This is a genomic window from Pseudescherichia sp. (assembly GCF_031987975.1).
In the GTDB taxonomy this organism is placed as follows: Bacteria; Pseudomonadota; Gammaproteobacteria; order Enterobacterales; family Enterobacteriaceae; genus Pseudescherichia.
In genome coordinates, this window is sequence record NZ_DALZYX010000004.1 from 201746 (window position 1) to 219904 (window position 18159).

Sequence of the window (18159 nt, forward strand, 5' to 3'; positions counted from 1 at the left end):
CCGTGACTCGCCCTGCGGGTCGTTGCTAAAGCAACGCTCTCTCGCTGCGCTCGAGCCGAACCTCCTGCCTCCGGAGGTTCTCATCCTCATTGGCTGCAGAAAGCAAAAAGCCTGCTCTAAGAGCAGGCTTTTAAATTTGGTCGGTGATAGAGGATTACTCGCCACTCCGTGACTCGCCCTGCGGGTCGTTGCTAAAGCAACGCTCTCTCGCTGCGCTCGAGTCGAACCTCCTGCCCCCGGAGGTTCTCATCCTCATTGGCTGCAGAAAGCAAAAAGCCTGCTCTTAGAGCAGGCTTTTCAAATTTGGTCGGTGATAGAGGATTCGAACCTCCGACCCCTTCGTCCCGAACGAAGTGCGCTACCAGGCTGCGCCAATCACCGAATGCGGGGCGCATCTTACTGCTGACAACCCCGACCGTCAATCCCTTATTGTAAAAAAGCCATTCGATCGGTGAGAAACTCACCATGTAATCTAGTTGGCTTTCGCGACCTTGTCCGGCAGACGGCACCAGTTGTTGTTCTGGTTGATCCCACCGTTCGGCGAGGTGTAGCCCAGACAGCCCATGATGGTGTCATACAGCTCAACGTGGCGGCGCGGTACCTTCATCTCCGCCTGCTTCTTGAGCTGAGCAAACATCTTCGCTTTCTCCGGGTTCTCCAGATATTTGTCAGACATCCACACCATCATCGGCACGCGGAACTGCTCCGGCGGCGCCATGTTGCGCGGCGTACCGTGCAGGTGCTCACGCTCGTTGATCGACTCACCGTGGTCGGCCGCGTAGAAGACTATCGCCTTCTTATCCCGCACCTGATCGATAACTTTACTAATAAAGCTATCGACGTAGGTCACGGAGTTGTCATAGGCGTTGATCAGCTCCTGCTTGCTGCACTCTTTATCAATACCTACACACTCCGGCGTCCACTGCGCATAGCTGCGCGGATAGCGCTGCACATAGTTGTAGTGCGACCCCTTGGTATGCAGCACAATCAGGTGCTTACCGCTGGGCGTGTTATCCAGAGCGATGCGGGTCTCATCCAGCAGCAGCATATCGTCAACGTGCTTGCCCCGGTTGCGCGGTTCAGCGCCAATCTGCTCGCGGTAGCTGATGTTGTCCGCCATAGTGTTGCTGTAGAACCACATCTCGCTCTGCATCGCATAGAGATCCGAGGCGAAACCGAGCTGCTTGAGCACCGCAAAGATGTTTTGCTCCTTCAGGGTGCGCTGCGGATTCTCATCCGCCCCGCCCTGCCGGACAAACATACAGCGCAGCGAGAGCTTGGTCGCCGTATCGCAGGAGTAGCCGCGGAACGCCGCCAGGTTCTTCTCCTGGGCAAGCTTAGGCGTGGTGTTACGCTCATAGCCAAAAATGCCCATATGATCCCAGCGGGTGGTCTCACCGATGATAAAGATCACGGTGGTATCATCCAGATCTTTAGGTGGCACGTAGGTGAACTTCGTTGCCGGGTTCATCAGCGACTTATTGTCGGAAGACTCATCCACCTGCGCCCAGGCGTAAAGCCCCAGCGCCGAAAGCCAGTTGGAGGGCAGATAGGAGTTCGCCACCACGCCACCGTAGCTCGGCATATCGACCCCGGTGCTGCGCTCGACCTTCTTCTGCTGAATGTCCATCAGGCGAATCGGACCCCACACCATCAGCCCGGCCAACACCACCAGCGTCACGCTGCGCAGGCGCTGTCCCGGCGTGCGTAGCTGGCGCAGCAGGGTGTAGCGGCAGCGGTTGCTCCAGATGAAGAGCAGCGGCAGCGCGCTGACGGCCACCAGCCAGATCACAAAGTGCAGGCCCACCACCTCTTTCGAGAGATCGATATCCGTGGTCATCACTGAGGCAACAATGCCGTAGCCAATCACCACGTTCAGAAAGGTCATGTAGTAGCTGGCTCCGGCGGAAAAGAGCACCAGCAGGGTGGCTAACACGCGCCAGACGCGGCGACCAAAGAGAGAAAGCACCCGCAGTAAAAAGAAGGTGATCAGTACCGTGCCAAATAGCTCAATGGCCACGGCGCAGGCTTTTGAAAAAGTGAAATCTTGTGCATAGCTGTCAAAACGGCGAAAAAAGACGGCGCAGTTCATAAACAGGCCGATGTATAACGCCAGCAGGAAGCTAAGCCTCTGCTGCGTCATGACTTTGATATATCTCATGCAAGCTGCCCTGTAAAAAGGGAATCAATAAAAGCACCTGGCTACTGTGTCTTTCACCAGCAGGCAGGTTAATAGAGTGCGTTGGAAGTCAAACCAGGTAACTTCTTAAAGCGCGGCATAGTAGACCACAAGGCTTCAAAAAAGTGTCATGGGGGAGTGTGATCCGGTCGGATATTTACAAAAATATGACCGGATCGGGTCAGGCAGAAAAGAGATTAAGAGGTGATAACGTTCAGGGTAACGTCAATATTGTCGCGGGTAGCGTTAGAGTAAGGGCAGACAACGTGCGCTTTTTGCACCAGCTCTTCCGCTTCCTGGCGATCCATCCCCGGCAGGTGAATATCCAGTTGGGCTTCGATACCAAAGCCGGTCGGGATCGGACCGATACCTACCTGCCCTTCAATATAAGCGTCCTGAGGGATTTTCTTTTGCTCTTGCGAGGCGACGTGTTTCAACGCGCCCAGGAAGCAGGCCGAGTAGCCTGCGGCAAACAGTTGCTCCGGGTTGGTTGCTTCACCGCCTGCCCCACCCATCTCTTTGGGAACGCCGAGTTTGATATCCAGCACGCCATCAGAAGAGACAGCGCGGCCATCACGGCCGCCGGTTGCTTTTGCTTTCGCGCGGTAAACCACTTTTTCTAAAGACATAGGGTGACTCCTTTTTGTTGGAAGCGCTAATCACTAAAGATAGTCGCTGTCACCCGTCCTGGCAGGTTTACCGCACGAAAAGCCGTCAGGCATGCGCCTGTTTGTACACCTTGCTCTGCGGCTGGCGGATGGTGGTGGAGAGCGCCAGGGAGAGAACCAGCAGGGCAAAAATCACGCAGAAGGTGACGTAGAAGCCGCCGAACAGCGAGGCGATAATCGAGCCGCAGATGCTGCCGATACCAAAGCCCAGGTAGATTACACCGTAGTTTTTCGCCAGGTTGTTCAGACCGAAGAACTCGCTCACCAGCGACGGGAACACGGTGATTGTGCCGCCGAAGTTAAAGGCGACGCAGGCAATCGCCGCGAAGAAGGTCACCGCGTTAAGCGGAGCAAAGAGCAGCGCGGCCATCCCCACCAGCGAAACCACCTGGCCGAGAGTAATCACCCGGATACGGGCGATCTTGTCAGAGAGGATGCCCAGCACCAGACGACCCGTTAGGTTAGCGATAGCAATCACCGTTACCGCGTTGGCTGCGGTAGCCATATCCAGATGCACCATGCCCTGGGCGATATCTTTTGCCACGCCAATGACGTACAGACCGCTCATGCAGGCGGTCAGGAACATGGTCGCCAGCATCCAGTACTGCGGTTTGCGCATCGACTGGGCCAGGGTGAAGTCGTTTTCGACTACGCCGTTGGTCATCGTCACTTTCTGCTGCGGGGCATCTTTCATCAGCGTCGCGCCGAACAGGATCATCCCCATCACAATCGCGCCCCAGATCATAAAGGTGCTCTCCAGACCCACGGTCGCCAGCAGATGGCTGTCGATAAACTTAAAGCCGAGGCTGCCAAGGCCGTAAGAGCCAATGGCGAACGCCGAGATGAGACCCTTACGCTCCGGGAAGTATTTAACGCAGTTGGAGAGGGTTAGCAGGTAGCCCGCACCGTCAGCCAGGCCGACCAGCACACCTGCGCTCAACCAGAGCATCATCAGGTTGTTTGCATGCGCGGTGAGCATTAAGCCGACGCCAAGCAGGATGCCGGACGCCATCGTGACGCGTTTAACGCCAAAACGCTCTTGCAGTTTCCCGGCGACCGACGAGGAGATCGCCAGGCCCAGGCTGAGCAGACCAAAGGAGAAGGCGACCTGGCTTACCGGCTCATTGAGCTTTTCTGCCAGCGCGCTGTTGAACAGGCTCCATGTGTAAACCGATCCTAAAGCAAACTGAGTGATGATGGTGCCGACCAGGGTTAGCCAGCGGGTGCGATTTGCGGTTGATGTGTTCATGGCAGTGTTCCTGCATAAGGAAATTAAGAAATTCTCTGCCGTCAACGATAGCGAAGCGCATTTCATGCCGGGTGAAAAAAGGCATGAAATGCAGCGAGGAGGGAATGAAATGCCTTGTAGAAGGAATGAATAGCAGCGCTTTTTTTGTCGCTGCGTTTTTTTACAGGGTAAGTTAGTGCGTACTATCAACGCCAGGCGCGCCAGCTATGTAGTCTAAATGTTACTCAGTTGTTTAAAACAGGCGTTAGAATCGCGCGCTCACGCCCATGCTGTAAAGATAGTTTTGCCCGGTCACGTCGTTCTCCGACTGAGACATAGAAGCGTAGGCCGCAAGGTGCGGATTGAGCAGCATATCCGCGCCAAAGGTGACGTCCATCCAGTTGCCATACTGGCTGGAGGCAGAGAGGCGATTGAGGCCCGACTGGCTCTTCCACAGGTTCTCGCCAAACTGCTGGTTATAGCTAATCTGCGCCCATGAGCGGAGGTCGCCAAAGCGGCTGTCTACCCGCCAGCCTACGGAGCTAACGCTGGCATGCCATAGCGGATCGCTGAACTGCAAATTGGCTGGACCGTCACCAAATTCGTTAAACATGGTCGAGGCGGAGCTGTCGTAATGCCAGATGGCCACCGGCCCGGTGGTCATACTGTGGGCCAGTGGAAAATTCCACCCCATGCTCATCGTACTTGTCGCGTCGAGTGGGTTATCATCGGGCAGGTTAAAGGTTGCGCCAGGCAAGTTTTGCCCCGACCGGATGCGCTCCTCCAGAATATCGTCATAGCGCGGTTGGTGATCGCTATCCCATGTATAGCGATCGGTCGTATTACTTTGCGGGTCGGTCACGATATATTCCTGCTGCCAGGCCTGCGCCGTGTGACAAAAAAACACGCAAACAGACGCTAACGCCAGGCGGCGGCCACTGAATTTTTTATTGTTCATCAATGCGACTCCAGGAGAGAGCCGAATTCGGCATTATTGTTATCGTTCTTGATGGGCTTAAAACCCTGTATTAAATATTGTCTCTTTACCAGGCACGTCAAGCCAGCGGCAGTGATTTCTTTTGTGATTCATAGCAACAAAGGGAGATGAAAATGCAACGTTGTGGCTGGGTCAGTCAGGACCCGTTGTATATTGACTATCACGACAGGGAGTGGGGCGTTGCGCAGACCGACGGCCAGAAGCTGTTTGAGATGATCTGCCTCGAAGGCCAGCAGGCCGGACTGTCATGGATCACGGTGCTGAAAAAACGGGAAAATTACCGCCGCTGCTTCCACCATTTCGATCCGCAGCGCGTGGCCGCAATGCAGGAGGAGGACGTAGAGCGTCTGATGCTGGACGCAGGCATCATCCGCCACCGGGGAAAGATCCAGGCCATTATCGGCAACGCCCGCGCTTACCTGGCGATGGCGGAGAACGGCGAGTCCTTTAGCAAGTTTGTCTGGTCCTTTGCCGATAGCCCGCCGCGGGTCACCCAGGCGGCCACCCTGAGCGAGATCCCCACCTCAACCCTTGAGTCAGATGCCTTGTCGAAGGCGCTGAAGAAGCGCGGCTTTAAGTTTGTCGGCACCACTATCTGCTACTCGTTTATGCAGGCCTGCGGGCTGGTCAACGATCATATTACCGGCTGTTTCTGCCATCCAGGAGGCGAGGATGATCCACGAATGGCATCGTAAAGATAGCGCCCCGCTGCTGCGGCTGTGGCTGGAGAGCACCACCTTTGCCCACCCCTTTATCCAGGAGAGCTACTGGCAGGAGAGTATCGCCATGGTGCGGGATGTCTACCTCGCCAACGCTACTACCTGGGTGTGGGAGGATAAAGAGGCGCTACAGGGGTTTGTCAGCGTGATGGATGCGCGCTTTGTCGGCGCGCTCTTTGTACGCCCTGCCGCCATCGGCAGAGGGATTGGTCGGGCGCTGCTGGAGCACGTTATGCAGCTCCACCCCCAGCTCAGCCTGGAGGTGTACCAGAAAAACACCCGGGCGGTGCACTTCTACCATGCCTGCGGGTTCCGCATTGAGGACAGCGCCTGGCAGGATGAAACGCATCACCCGACGTGGATTATGAGCTGGCAGGCGGATCAAACGCCGTAAGCGTTAACGCAGGACCGGTGTACTTCTCTACCCATGCCAGGGCGGTATTGCCTGCGCAGCCGTTACCCAGGCGCGAGGTAGGGAGATCTTTTGTCAGCACGTTGACCGCGCCGTTTTTACAGATGCCCCCCGCCGCCGGGTCGAGATCCGGCCAGCCGCCTTCGTGAATACAGATCACCCCAGGACGGATGCCCTCGGTCACTACCGCACCTGCCAGCACCTGCCCACGCCCGTTCCAGACGCGCACCACATCGCCTGCAACAATCCCGCGCGCCTGCGCATCCTGTGGATGCAGGGTGATAGGCTCACGCCCGGCAACCGCGTATCGCTCGCGCAGATCGCTGTAGCTTAGCTGGCTGTGCAGACGGTGCGCCGGATGCGCGGAGAGCACCTGCAATTGTCCAGACTCCGCGTTGCCGTGCCACTCCACCGGCGCAAGCCACATCGGGTGCGGCGGGCAGTCGGCGTAGCCGTACCCGGCAATACGTTTTGAATAGATCTCGATTTTTCCGCTGTCGGTTTTCAGCGGATTGGCCTGCGGATCGCGACGGAAGTCGGCAAAACGGACGAAGCGCGCGTTCTGCTCGCTCTCCGGCATCTCAATCAGCTGGTTCGCTTCCCAGAACTCAGCAAATGGCGGCAGGGTCACGCCCTGGCTGGCTCCACGCTGGCCCGCAATCTCGTAGAAGGTTTGCAGCCACTGCAGATCGGTTTTGCCCTCGGTAAAGCGCTCCCGGCCCCCCTCCTCCCAGCGTTCGCTCAGGTCGGCGAAGATCTCAAGATCGTCCCGGGCTTCGCCCTGCGGAGCAACCACCTGCTTCATCGGCACCAGATGCTGGTTACTGTAGTCGCCGGTCATGGTGAGATCGTTACGCTCAAAGGAGGTGGTGGCAGGCAGGACGATATCCGCGTGCTTCGCCGCTGCGGTCCAGTAGCACTCGGAGATCACCACCAGCTCCGGCTTCTGCCAGGCGCGGATCAGTCGATTGGTATCCTGGTGATGGGTAAAGTTCGCGCCGCCCGCCCACCAGATAAAGCGAATGTCTGGGAAGTGCCTGTCCATACCGTTGTGCTGATACGCACCGCCGGGGTTTTCCAGCGCCTCGACGATACGCGCCACCGGGATCTTATCGACCGCATCGACGCCGCCCTGCACGCCACCCTGCATTGAGGCTAGCACCGCCGCCCGCCGCGTCGGGTTGCCGCCGTTAGCAAAGTGGTAGGAGAGACCAAAGCCGCCGCCTGGGGTGCCGATCTGCCCCAGCATTGCCGCCAGGGTTACCAGCATCCAGTGCTTCTGCTCGCCATACTGCTGGCGCTGCATTCCCCAGCCGGACATCAGCATGGTGGTGTTTTCATGGAACAGCTGGGCCAGCTCACGAATTTTCTCCGCCTCGATGCCGCAGATGGCTGCCGCCCACTCGGCGGTTTTCGCTACGCCGTCGCTCTGGCCGCTCAGGTAGGCAGCAAATATTTCATAGCCCTCGGTGCAGCGCGCCAGGAAATCGCTGTCCTGCCAGCCGTTCTCCAACAGGGTATGGGCAATGCCGAGCATCAGCGCCACGTCGGTGCCCATATGCGGGGCGATCCACTCCATGCTGTCACCGAAGAAATCGACCGTCTCCGATCGCATAGGATCGATGCAGATCAGCCGCTTGCCGCTGCGGCGCAGCCGATCAAAAAAGGCGATGCCCTGCTCATCCGACGCGTTCCAGGCAATTTTCAGGGTGTTGAGCGGGTTGGCGCTCCACAGCACCACCACTTCGCTGTGCTCCAGCACCAGCGGCCAGCTGGTCTGCTGTTGATAGACCTCGTTGCCGCCCACTACGTAGGGCATGATCGCCTGGGCCGCGCCGGTGGAGTAATCCCCCAGATGACCGGTATAGCCGCCTGCAATGCTCATATAACGCTGGAGCAGCGTCGCCGCCTTGTGCAGTACGCCGTTGGATCGCCAGCCGTAGGAGCCGGCAAAGATAGATGATGGACCGTAGCTGTCGCGAATGCGCTTATGCTGGGCGTGGATCAGATCCAATGCCTCGTCCCAGCTAACGCGGACAAACTCATCCTGGCCGCGAACGCCCTGCGGGCTATCCGGCGAGGCGAGAAAGCCTTTGCGTACCATGGGAAAACGCACCCGGGTCTTGCTGTGAACCTGGTCGCGCACCGCCGTCTGGAGCGAGTTCGGGTGGGAGGTCGGCAGCGCGCCGCGTGAGTTCAGAACCTGTACGCCATCGGTTTCAACCAGCATGGGCCCCCAGTGGGCTGCGGTCAGAACCGTTTTAATCGATGTGTTTGCCAAAGCGCGTGCTCTCCGGTCGTAGATGCAGGTGTGATGGTCCTTTATACAGGCCATTCAATGTTATTTACAAAATTCGGATTCTTTCCGGAAATTTTCACCCTATTCAGGCGTCATAATCAACCACCACCTTGCAGTGGCTTAGAACGAAAACGCATTTAAGGATAAACGATGAAAAAACGCGTCATTATGATTGCCGCCGCGGTATGCGGTGCGCTGGCAATTTCTGGCTGTACGACTAACCCCTACACCGGCGAACGTGAAGCAGGAAAATCTGGCATCGGCGCGGGCATTGGCTCGCTGGTCGGCGCAGGCGTAGGCGTCCTCTCCTCCTCGAAGAAAGATCGCGGCAAAGGTGCGCTGATTGGCGCAGCGGCAGGTGCGGCGCTCGGCGGCGGGGCGGGTTACTACATGGACGTGCAGGAAGCCAAACTGCGCGAGAAAATGCAGGGAACCGGCGTCAGCGTGACGCGAAACGGCGACAATATTGTGCTTAACATGCCGAACAACGTTACCTTTGACAGCAGCAGCGCCACCCTGAAACCGGCGGGTGCCAACACCCTGACCGGCGTGGCGATGGTCCTGAAAGAGTATCCGAAAACGGCGGTGAACGTGGTGGGCTACACCGACAGCACCGGCGGCCAGGATCTCAACATGCGCCTGTCACAGCAGCGCGCCGACTCGGTTGCCAGCTCGCTGATTACCCAGGGCGTGGATGCTGGCCGCATGCGCACCAGCGGCATGGGTCCGGCGAACCCGATCGCCAGCAACAGCACCGAAGAGGGCAAGGCGCAGAACCGCCGCGTCGAGATTACGCTTAGCCCAACGGCATAACGTTTAGATTTCTCTTCCATGCCCGGTAAGCGCAAGCGCTACCGGGCAAATAACTTGCTTAGGCCGATTTTCTCGCTAAGGTGTTCTCACTAAAGCCATGGAAATCAGCGATGAGCAAATCACCACGCCCCACCATCAGCGATGTCGCAAAAGCGGCGAAAACCGGTAAAACCAGCGTGTCGCGCTATCTGAACGGCGAGCAAAACTTGCTCTCGGAAGATCTGCGCCTGCGCATAGAGCATGCCATTGCCGCCCTCGACTACCGCCCCAGCGTGATGGCGCAGGGTCTCAAGCGTGGCCGTACCCGCCTGATTGGCCTGATCATCGCTGACATTACCAACCCCTACTCCGTCAACGTGCTTAGCGGCATTGAGGCCGCCTGCCGGGAGAAGGGCTTTACCCCGCTGGTCTGTAATACCAACAACGAGCTGGACCGGGAGCAGCACTACCTGGATCTGCTCCGCAGCTATCAGGTGGAGGGGATCGTGGTCAACGCCGTCGGGATGCGGGAGGAGGCGCTGAACCGCCTGCAACAGTCGGCGCTGCCGATGGTGCTTATCGATCGCAAGATCCCTGATTTCGCCTGCGATGTGGTGGGGCTGGATAACACCCAGGCCGCGACCACCGCCACCGAGCATCTGATCCAGCAGGGCTTTGAGGCGCTGCTGTTTCTCAGCGAACCGCTCGGCACGGTCAATACCCGCCGCGAACGCCTGAATGCTTTTCGCGCCACCCTTGCCCGCTACCCCGGCGTGGTGGCCGAGAACGCCGAGACGGTGCTGCACGAGGCGGCGCAGATCGATAACGCCCTGCGACAATTTCACGCTCGCCACCGCGGAATGCGTAAAGCGGTGATCTCCGCCAACGGCGCGTTAACCCTTCAGGTGGCCCGCTCGCTTAAACGCATTGGCCTGCACTGGGGCAGCGATATCGGCCTGCTCGGCTTTGACGAACTGGAGTGGGCCGAACTCGCTGGCGTTGGCATTACTACCCTCAAGCAGCCCACCTGGCAGATTGGCTACGCCGCCGTCGAGCAGGTCGTGCGCCGTATCGACGGCACTGACGACACCGTCCGCGAGCAGCTCTTCTCCGGCGAGCTGATTGTGCGCGGCTCAACGTCTCTTTGATAACCTTCGTGACGACGATCATGCTTTAGAGATGGTGCACTTTTCTTTGGAACCGGTTCCATCTAGCGTTAAGGCAAGAGTTAACGCTGGAGCTGCCAGATGGAAAGAAAAATTATCGTTGTCACCGCCGCCTATGGCCACGACCGCCTGAACCAGTTGGGCGGGCAGGCGGCAGTGCTCCCCTTTATCGCTAACGGCGGTGCGGACGGGGTCGAGATCCGCCGGGAGCTGTTTAGTCCGCAAGAGCTAAATAGCCTGCCCACGCTGGCCGCCGCCATTGCTGAACACAATCTGCTGGCCTGCTACTCGGCCCCGGAGCCGCTCTGCCTGCCCGACGGCACACTGAACCCGCTGCTGCCGTCGCTGTTGCAGGAAGCCCACGCTCTTAACGCCCTGTGGCTGAAGGTCTCCCTCGGTCACTTCCAGCATAAATCGGCCCTTGAACCGCTGCGCGCCATGCTGGCGGGGAGCGGCATGGCGTTAGTGGTAGAGAATGACCAGACCGAGTGCGGCAAGCTTGCCCCGATGCAGCGCTTCAGCGCCGCCTGCCGGGTACTGAATCTCCCCGTGACGCTGACCTTTGATATGGGTAACTGGCTATGGGTAGACGAATCCCCGGAAGAGGCCGCACGCCTGCTGGCCCCTGCCGTAAGCTATATCCACGTCAAGGCCGCCCAGGCCCACCATTTCCACTGGCGTGCCGTGCCGCCGGGACATGACGATCCGCGCTGGCAGGCCCTGCTTGACGTGCTGCCCGCCGATGCGCCGCGTGGCATCGAATTTCCCCTTGAAGGGCGCGATCTCACCGCCGTTACGCGCCGCTACGTTAACTGGTTACGCGAGGAGTTTCATCATGCATAACGCCCTGGATGTCATCACCATTGGCGAAGCAATGGCGATGTTTGTCGCTACCGAGCCGGGCGAACTGGCCGAGGCCGATACCTTTATCAAACGCGTCGCAGGTGCAGAGCTTAACGTTGCTACCGGCCTCGCCCGTCTGGGACTCAACGTCAGCTGGGTCAGCCGCGTCGGATCCGACAGCTTTGGCCGCTTCGTGCTTAGCTCGCTGAAAAAAGAGAATATCAATAGCGAGAGCGTCACCGTTGACGATCGCTATGCCACTGGTTTTCAGCTGAAATCGCGGGCGGAAAATGGAACCGATCCCATTGTGGAGTATTTTCGCAAAGGGTCTGCTGCCAGCCACCTCTCCCGGGATGACTTTGATAGCACAATATTTACTCGCGCCCGCCATCTGCATCTGAGCGGTGTGGCGGCGGCGCTGTCACCTACCGCTTACGATCTTCTGGATCATGCGGCAAACACCATGAAGGCGCAGGGAAAAACGATCTCTTTCGATCCCAACCTGCGTCCGGTGCTGTGGAAAAGCGAAGCGGTGATGGTTGAAAAGCTGAACCGTCTCGCCTTCCAGGCCGACTGGGTATTACCTGGCCTTAAAGAGGCGGCTATCCTGACGGGTCAAAGCACGCCGGAAGGTATGGCGGACTTTTATCTGGATCGGGGCGTCAAAGCGGTGGTGATTAAAACCGGAGCCGACGGCGCATGGTTTAAAACCGCCGCCGGTGAGCAGGGAGCGGTTGCCGCCGTCAGGGTCGATAACGTTGTCGATACCGTCGGCGCAGGGGATGGCTTCGCCGTTGGGGTGATCAGCGCCCTGCTGGAGGGAAAAACCTTCCCGCAGGCGGTCGCACGCGGAAATAAGATCGGCTCGCTAGCGATCCAGGTTCCCGGCGATAGCGAAGGCTTACCGACGCGCGCGCAGCTCGCAGAAACTTTCTAATTACAGATCCTCTGTACCCTACACAACAGAGGCAGCATAAACCTCAACCTTCGAGGCAAGCCTATGAAAAGTTCTACCAATGCAGCTAAACGCTGGCTGTACATTATGCCGATTGTGTTTATCACCTACAGTCTGGCATACCTTGACCGGGCCAACTTCAGCTTTGCGTCCGCTGCGGGTATTAACGAGGATTTAGGCATCACCAAAGGCATCTCATCGCTGCTGGGCGCGCTCTTCTTCCTCGGCTACTTCTTTTTCCAGATCCCCGGCGCGCTGTATGCCGAACGCCGCAGCGTCCGCAAGCTGATCTTTATCTGTCTCATCCTGTGGGGGGCGTGTGCCTCTCTGACTGGCGTGGTTAACAATATCCCGATGCTCGCCGCTATTCGCTTTATTCTGGGCGTGGTAGAAGCGGCGGTGATGCCAGCGATGCTGATCTACATCAGCAACTGGTTTACCAAATCTGAACGCTCACGAGCCAATACCTTCCTGATCCTCGGCAACCCGGTCACGGTGCTGTGGATGTCGGTGGTCTCTGGCTATCTGATCCAGGCCTTTGGCTGGCGTGAAATGTTCATTATCGAGGGCGTTCCGGCCATCATCTGGGCCTTCTGCTGGTGGGTGCTGGTCAAAGATAAGCCGGAGCAGGTTAAGTGGCTGGCGGAAGATGAAAAAACTGCGTTAAAAGTGCAGCTGGAGAAAGAGCAGGAAGGCATTAAGGCGGTACGTAACTATGGCGAAGCTTTCCGCTCGCGCAACGTTATCCTGCTCTGCATGCAGTATTTTGCCTGGAGCATCGGCGTGTACGGTTTCGTGCTGTGGCTGCCGTCGATTATCCGCAGCGGCGGCGCAAACTTAGGCATGGTAGAGGTGGGCTGGCTCTCGTCCGTTCCCTACCTGGCCGCTACCATTGCAATGATCCTCGCCTCCTGGGCCTCCGACAAGCTGCAAAACCGCAAGCTGTTCGTCTGGCCGCTGCTGCTGATCGCTGCCTTCGCCTTCATCGGCTCCTGGGCAGTAGGCGCGGATCACTTCTGGGTCTCCTATACCCTGCTGGTGATTGCCGGTGCAGCGATGTATGCCCCGTACGGCCCGTTCTTCGCCATCATTCCGGAGATGCTGCCGCGTAACGTGGCGGGCGGCGCAATGGCGTTGATCAATAGCATGGGCGCGCTCGGCTCCTTCTTTGGCTCGTGGTTTGTGGGTTATCTCAACGGATCGACCGGCAGCCCGTCCGCTTCGTACATTTTTATGGGGGTAGCGCTTTTTGTTTCGGTATGGCTTACTTTGATTGTTAAGCCTGCGAATAATCAACAGGCTCCTGCCCGCATGATGCGCGCCGGACGCCCCTCAACCCATTGATTACGGAGATACGCATGAAGCCGTCCATCATCCTGTACAAAGCACTGCCTGACGATCTGCACCAGCGTCTGGAAGACCACTTTACCGTCACCCAAGTCGATAACCTTGACCCTGAGACGGTGCAAAAAAACGCGGAGGCGTTTGCAAATGCAGAGGGCTTGCTGGGTTCGAGTGAGAAAGTGGACGCGGCGCTGTTGGAAAAGATGCCGAAACTGCGTGCCACCTCCACCGTGTCGGTTGGCTACGATCAGTTTGACGTCGATGCGCTGAACGCTCGGGGCATCTTCCTGATGCACACCCCTACCGTACTAACGGAGACCGTTGCCGATACCATGATGGCGCTGGTCCTCAGCACCGCCCGCCGCGTGGTGGAAGTGGCGGAGCGGGTGAAGGCGGGCGAATGGAAACAGGGAATTGGCCCGGACTGGTTCGGCATCGATGTGCATCACAAAACGCTGGGCATCATCGGCATGGGCCGCATCGGGCTGGCGCTGGCACAGCGGGCGCACTTTGGTTTCGGCATGCCGATCCTCTATAACGCCCGTCGTCACCACAGCGAAGCGGAAGAGCGTTTCCAGGCCCGCTACTGCGATATCGACACCCTGCTGCAGGAGTCAGACTACGTTTGCGTGGTGCTGCCGCTGACCGACGAGACGCATCATATGATTGGCGCGGAACAGTTTAAGAAAATGAAGTCGTCAGCCATCTTTATCAACGCCGGCCGTGGCCCGGTGGTAGATGAGCAGGCGCTGATTGAGGCGCTGAAAAGCGGTGAGATCCACGCCGCCGGGCTGGACGTTTTCGAGCAGGAGCCGCTGCCGGTGGATTCGCCGCTGCTGAGCCTGCCGAACGTCGTCGCCCTGCCCCATATCGGCTCGGCAACGCACGAGACGCGCTACAACATGGCCGCCTGCGCCGTCGATAACCTGATCGACGCCCTGAACGGCAAGGTAGAGAAGAACTGCGTGAATCCGCAGATAGCGAAGTAAAAGGATCGGCTTACAATTATAAGCCTCATCAATATTATTGATGGGGCTTTTTTATGCATTTTATACAGCAACTTTTTATTATAATAAAATTTACTGGAAGAATAATTACCATTTAATTATTTATGCATTAAATGCTGATTAATAAATAAGCATACTTTATTACATTATATCTAATGGATTAGATGTACTGTCCTTTTAACTCCCTAACGAAAGGACAGCTCTAAATGGCGATCCCAGCTTATCTATGGCTTAAAGATGATGGTGGTGCAGATATTAAAGGTTCTGTTGATGTTAGAGGCAGAGAAGGAAGTATTGAGGTTGTAGGTTTTGGTCATTCGCTTCGCATTCCAACAGATGATAATACAGGGAAATTAAAAGGAACCCGTATCCATGGGACGATGAACTTTGAAAAAATCTTTGACTCATCCAGCCCATATCTTTACAAAGCTGTAGCTACCGGGCAACGCTTGCAATCAGCGGAGGTACGCTGGTACAACATAAATGATGCCGGACAAGAGCAGCAATACTTCAATATGTTACTTGAAGGCGTAAGAGTTGTATCCATATCGCCATGTATGATTAACCAAGAGAAAATCAATCATATCGAATATGTTTCCCTTCGTTATGAAAGAATCACATGGAAATACTGTGATGGCAATGTGCAGTTTACCGATGCATGGAACGAAAGAGGGACTGCGTCATGACAGATGTGACAGCTGATATTTTATGGGATGTAGCAAGACATTATATACATAAAGAAAGTCTGTTAAATTCTCAAAAAAGAAATATGCACGCAATTGCTCCCCATTTCAATCATTGGTTTACTGTTTATGAGATAAATACTAAATTACGCATCGCCCATTTTCTCGCACAAGCTTGTATTGAAACCGCAAACTTTTCTACAATGACAGAAGTCCCTAAGCATGGCGGTAGAGAATATGACTCAGGCACACGCGTTGGTAATAGTTTAGGTAACACACAACCGGGAGATGGCCCAAGGTTTATCGGCCGTGGATTATTAGATCTTACCGGCCGGACTAACTATGATAACTTCGGAAAAGCCTTCAAAAAAGATTATGTTAGCCATCCTGAAAGCGTAGCGGGAAACCCTTACGTAGCCGTAAAGTCAGCTTGCTATTACTGGAATTTAAGAAATGTAAACGTTGCTGCTGACAAAGATGATATAAAAAAAGTCACTCTTCTCGTTAACGGTGGATATAATGGTCTCGAAGATAGAAAAACAGCGCTTCACAGAGCAAAGCTGGCTTTAGGGGTGCGCTAAATGCGCTACATACAACTCTTATCACTTATCTCCCTTTTAGCCACAAGCAGTACCTACGCCGCCATGGAAAGCTCATCGCTGATCTGCAAAACCGAGGCAGTAAAGGAGGCTCACAAACTTCTCGCTTTCTATCGCGACAATGACGATCGTATAGTCATTGATGACAAGGTCACGCCGCTAGCGAAGATAACAAATCCTGCTAACGAAAAGCAGCTTCTTGATGTGCTGGAAACGTGGGGATACATCTATAAGGGCAGGTACAGGATGCGGCTGATCTACTCCTTTGATTGCACCCTGATGGGAGAGGAAATTTTAGAGTACGCCAGCCTGTGAAGAGTAAATCGCAGAAAACAAAAAACCCGCCGAGGCGGGTTTTTTTAACATCGTGCTTTAAACGTTAAGCTTACAGGCTTACAACGTTACCAGCAGACGGGCCTTTAGCGCCGCTTTCGATGGTGAAGGATACTTTCTGGCCTTCATCAAGAGATTTGTAGCCATCGTTCTGGATAGCAGAGAAGTGTACGAACACGTCTTTAGAGCCATCGTCAGGAGTGATGAAGCCGAAACCTTTGTCAGCGTTAAACCATTTTACTAAACCAGTCATTTTGTTAGACATAGATATTACCTTTTTAATTAAGTTTGCCTTCCGGCGCTATGGCGTGCTTTACAGATTTTTTAAGCGATAAAGGAGAGCTCACTACGAGGAGTATCTATGGATAACTCTTGAAGGGGACTGCTTTACTAAACTGCTTTAAGGTCTGTATATCAAACCGATGACGCATTAACGCATTATCTGGGCAGCATAGCAAGGACTATTTGCCATGCTTACCTTTCATTACATTATCCCCGCCGTCAGACGGGGACATCGGAACGCGTGCAGCTTACTGCGTAGCGTTCACCGCCGTGCTCCAGGCCTGCGTAAACGCCTGATGCTGCGAGGCCAGCGGCCCAATCAGCGAGTTATACTGGCTCGCCTGCTGAGAGGTCGGGAACTGAATGCCGTTAGCAACAAAGCTCACCTGCGCCTCCTGCTGGGCGATAAAGTCACCTACCTGTACCAGCTGCTGGGTAAAGATCTGCGCCGCCGGGATCAGCGGTTGCAGCGCGTTAGACGGCTGGGTCACCACTTTCTCATAGACCTGGTCATAAACCGGCTTCAGGTCATCGTTCTGTTTCAGCGCGGAGCGAGAGGCATCCGCCTGCACTTTAGCATTCTGCAACTGCTGGCTCAGCACGCCTAAGGAGCCGTTAGCCTGACGCAGCGGCTCGCGCTGGGTCATATAGTCCTGTGGGACGCGGATGGCATTCACGCTGTCCACTACCGGGCGCAGACCAGAGTCCATCGCCTGGTTCACCTGCTGGGAGTAACCATACAGAATGGCGTAGTCCGACACGAACGGGCCAAACTGTTTTTTCTGATCGGCAGTCAGTGTCGGCAGTCGCTCACCGCTACGCATCGCTGTATTTTGCAGAAAATCGATAAACGCCTTGCGCTGATCGCCCTCTTTATCAAAACACCCACTCAGGCTAACTACCATTAATAACGCCGCAAGAGGCGCGAACCAGCGAGAGCAGGACTTTCCTGTCGCCATTTTAATACTCCTTTCACCCAAAAAAAGCGCACACCGGCACACGTGTGCCTGACGCTGACAAGGATAGTCCAGGTGGGCCGCGCAAGATACCCCTTTCGTTGCATTCTTGCGCGGAAAATCAACGCTCAGGAAAATTGTGCCGTAAGGCGATTAGCGATTTTTTTGCCAACGATTGACGAATTTTTACTACCGTTGCGAGAGGCCGATAAATCAATCGATTAGACGGGGAGCCGCTGCTTTTATAGGCTCTTTTATTGTCTGAAATCAATTTGTGCGACAAATAATCATGTAGTCCACATACCAGGTTAATTTTTAGCGACTATTCTTAAATTTCTCTGTGCTGTTCACGGCCTCGCGGTGTGTTTTATGAGGAGTATTCGATGGAATACAAAGATCCAATGATTGAGCTGCTTAGCAGTCTGGAACAAATTGTTTTTAAAGATGAATCCCGGAAAGTGAGTCAGATCCAAAAGCCGAACCCTTTTAGCGAGTTTGAACAGCTGCGAAAGGGCACCGGTCTGAAAACAGATGATTTTGCACGTGTGATGGGCGTTAGCGTAGCGATGGTGCACGAGTGGGAATCTAAACGAGTAAAACCTTCCTCTACCGAGCTAAAACTGATGCGCTTGATTCAGGCAAACCCACGTCTCAGCCGTCAGCTGATGGAGTGATTTTTTGCCAGTTCTACCTGTTT

General features: G+C 55.7%; 19 protein-coding genes, 1 tRNA gene and 2 other RNA genes. 12 read left to right on the forward strand and 10 right to left on the reverse strand.

Going from position 1 to position 18159, the window contains the following annotated elements; genetic code table 11:
* The 7 genes from RTN40_RS08680 to RTN40_RS08710 form a co-directional block, all read right to left on the reverse strand.
* Positions 1 to 82, reverse strand: a non-coding RNA gene (locus tag RTN40_RS08680) — RtT sRNA.
* Between the two features lie 55 nt (positions 83 to 137).
* A non-coding RNA gene (locus RTN40_RS08685) (RtT sRNA) lies at positions 138 to 270 on the reverse strand.
* Positions 271 to 304: 34 nt separating this feature from the next.
* Positions 305 to 381: transfer RNA gene (locus RTN40_RS08690), tRNA-Pro, on the reverse strand.
* Positions 382 to 472: 91 nt separating this feature from the next.
* A complete protein-coding gene (eptB, locus tag RTN40_RS08695; RefSeq protein WP_312228117.1) occupies positions 473 to 2161 on the reverse strand; it encodes a kdo(2)-lipid A phosphoethanolamine 7''-transferase in 1689 nt (562 codons plus the stop codon).
* A gap of 215 nt (positions 2162 to 2376) precedes the next feature.
* Complete coding sequence (locus tag RTN40_RS08700; RefSeq protein ID WP_042394035.1) at positions 2377 to 2808, reverse strand: organic hydroperoxide resistance protein; 432 nt, start codon at positions 2806 to 2808, stop codon at positions 2377 to 2379.
* Between the two features lie 85 nt (positions 2809 to 2893).
* A complete protein-coding gene (locus RTN40_RS08705; protein WP_312228118.1) occupies positions 2894 to 4096 on the reverse strand; it encodes an MFS transporter in 1203 nt (400 codons plus the stop codon).
* A gap of 244 nt (positions 4097 to 4340) precedes the next feature.
* A complete protein-coding gene (locus tag RTN40_RS08710) occupies positions 4341 to 5033 on the reverse strand; it encodes an autotransporter outer membrane beta-barrel domain-containing protein (RefSeq protein ID WP_312228119.1) in 693 nt (230 codons plus the stop codon).
* A gap of 152 nt (positions 5034 to 5185) precedes the next feature.
* Between RTN40_RS08710 and tag the strand changes: the two genes are divergently transcribed.
* Both tag and RTN40_RS08720 read left to right on the forward strand, forming a co-directional pair.
* On the forward strand, positions 5186 to 5767 hold the full coding sequence (gene tag, locus RTN40_RS08715; protein ID WP_312211932.1) for a DNA-3-methyladenine glycosylase I: 582 nt from the start codon (positions 5186 to 5188) through the stop codon (positions 5765 to 5767).
* Positions 5745 to 6185, forward strand: a complete 441-nt coding sequence (locus RTN40_RS08720) for an N-acetyltransferase (RefSeq protein WP_312228120.1) — start codon at positions 5745 to 5747, stop codon at positions 6183 to 6185. The genes tag and RTN40_RS08720 overlap by 23 nt, the downstream gene beginning before the upstream one ends.
* On the opposite strand, the gene RTN40_RS08725 is transcribed toward RTN40_RS08720, so the two are convergent.
* The gene (locus RTN40_RS08725) at positions 6154 to 8538 is read right to left on the reverse strand and encodes a molybdopterin guanine dinucleotide-containing S/N-oxide reductase (protein WP_312228121.1); all 2385 of its coding nucleotides are present in this window, start codon (positions 8536 to 8538) and stop codon (positions 6154 to 6156) included. The two genes, RTN40_RS08720 and RTN40_RS08725, sit on opposite strands and share 32 nt — an antisense overlap.
* Before the next feature lie 114 nt (positions 8539 to 8652).
* Between RTN40_RS08725 and RTN40_RS08730 the strand changes: the two genes are divergently transcribed.
* From RTN40_RS08730 to RTN40_RS08770, 9 genes are all read left to right on the forward strand, one after another.
* Entirely contained in the window at positions 8653 to 9315 is a 663-nt protein-coding gene (locus RTN40_RS08730; RefSeq protein ID WP_312228122.1) for an OmpA family lipoprotein, read from the forward strand.
* A gap of 110 nt (positions 9316 to 9425) precedes the next feature.
* Positions 9426 to 10442, forward strand: a complete 1017-nt coding sequence (locus RTN40_RS08735) for a LacI family DNA-binding transcriptional regulator (RefSeq protein WP_312228123.1) — start codon at positions 9426 to 9428, stop codon at positions 10440 to 10442.
* A 99-nt stretch (positions 10443 to 10541) separates the two neighbouring features.
* Positions 10542 to 11303 carry a sugar phosphate isomerase/epimerase gene (locus RTN40_RS08740; protein WP_312228124.1) on the forward strand — a complete coding sequence of 254 codons (762 nt, stop codon included), beginning with the start codon at positions 10542 to 10544 and terminating at the stop codon, positions 11301 to 11303.
* Complete coding sequence (locus RTN40_RS08745) at positions 11296 to 12240, forward strand: sugar kinase (protein WP_312228125.1); 945 nt, start codon at positions 11296 to 11298, stop codon at positions 12238 to 12240. Before RTN40_RS08740 ends, RTN40_RS08745 begins: the two co-directional genes overlap by 8 nt.
* Positions 12241 to 12303: 63 nt before the next feature.
* On the forward strand, positions 12304 to 13602 hold the full coding sequence (locus RTN40_RS08750; RefSeq protein WP_312228126.1) for an MFS transporter: 1299 nt from the start codon (positions 12304 to 12306) through the stop codon (positions 13600 to 13602).
* 14 nt (positions 13603 to 13616) lie between these two features.
* Complete coding sequence (gene ghrB, locus RTN40_RS08755) at positions 13617 to 14591, forward strand: glyoxylate/hydroxypyruvate reductase GhrB (RefSeq protein WP_312211761.1); 975 nt, start codon at positions 13617 to 13619, stop codon at positions 14589 to 14591.
* A gap of 224 nt (positions 14592 to 14815) precedes the next feature.
* The gene (gene tssD / locus RTN40_RS08760) at positions 14816 to 15295 is read left to right on the forward strand and encodes a type VI secretion system tube protein TssD (RefSeq protein WP_312228127.1); all 480 of its coding nucleotides are present in this window, start codon (positions 14816 to 14818) and stop codon (positions 15293 to 15295) included.
* Positions 15292 to 15873: a glycoside hydrolase family 19 protein gene (locus RTN40_RS08765; protein WP_312228128.1), complete on the forward strand. Its 582-nt coding sequence runs from the start codon at positions 15292 to 15294 to the stop codon at positions 15871 to 15873. Before tssD ends, RTN40_RS08765 begins: the two co-directional genes overlap by 4 nt.
* On the forward strand, positions 15874 to 16206 hold the full coding sequence (locus RTN40_RS08770) for a hypothetical protein (RefSeq protein WP_312228129.1): 333 nt from the start codon (positions 15874 to 15876) through the stop codon (positions 16204 to 16206).
* A gap of 70 nt (positions 16207 to 16276) precedes the next feature.
* Here the strand turns inward: RTN40_RS08770 and cspA are convergent, their stop codons facing one another.
* A complete protein-coding gene (gene cspA / locus RTN40_RS08775) occupies positions 16277 to 16489 on the reverse strand; it encodes an RNA chaperone/antiterminator CspA (protein ID WP_042393997.1) in 213 nt (70 codons plus the stop codon).
* A 265-nt stretch (positions 16490 to 16754) separates the two neighbouring features.
* Entirely contained in the window at positions 16755 to 17465 is a 711-nt protein-coding gene (locus tag RTN40_RS08780) for a DUF3053 domain-containing protein (RefSeq protein WP_312228130.1), read from the reverse strand.
* Between the two features lie 380 nt (positions 17466 to 17845).
* On the opposite strand from RTN40_RS08780, the gene RTN40_RS08785 reads away from it, so the two are divergent.
* Complete coding sequence (locus tag RTN40_RS08785) at positions 17846 to 18136, forward strand: HTH-type transcriptional regulator (RefSeq protein ID WP_312228131.1); 291 nt, start codon at positions 17846 to 17848, stop codon at positions 18134 to 18136.
* Positions 18137 to 18159 lie beyond the last annotated feature (23 nt).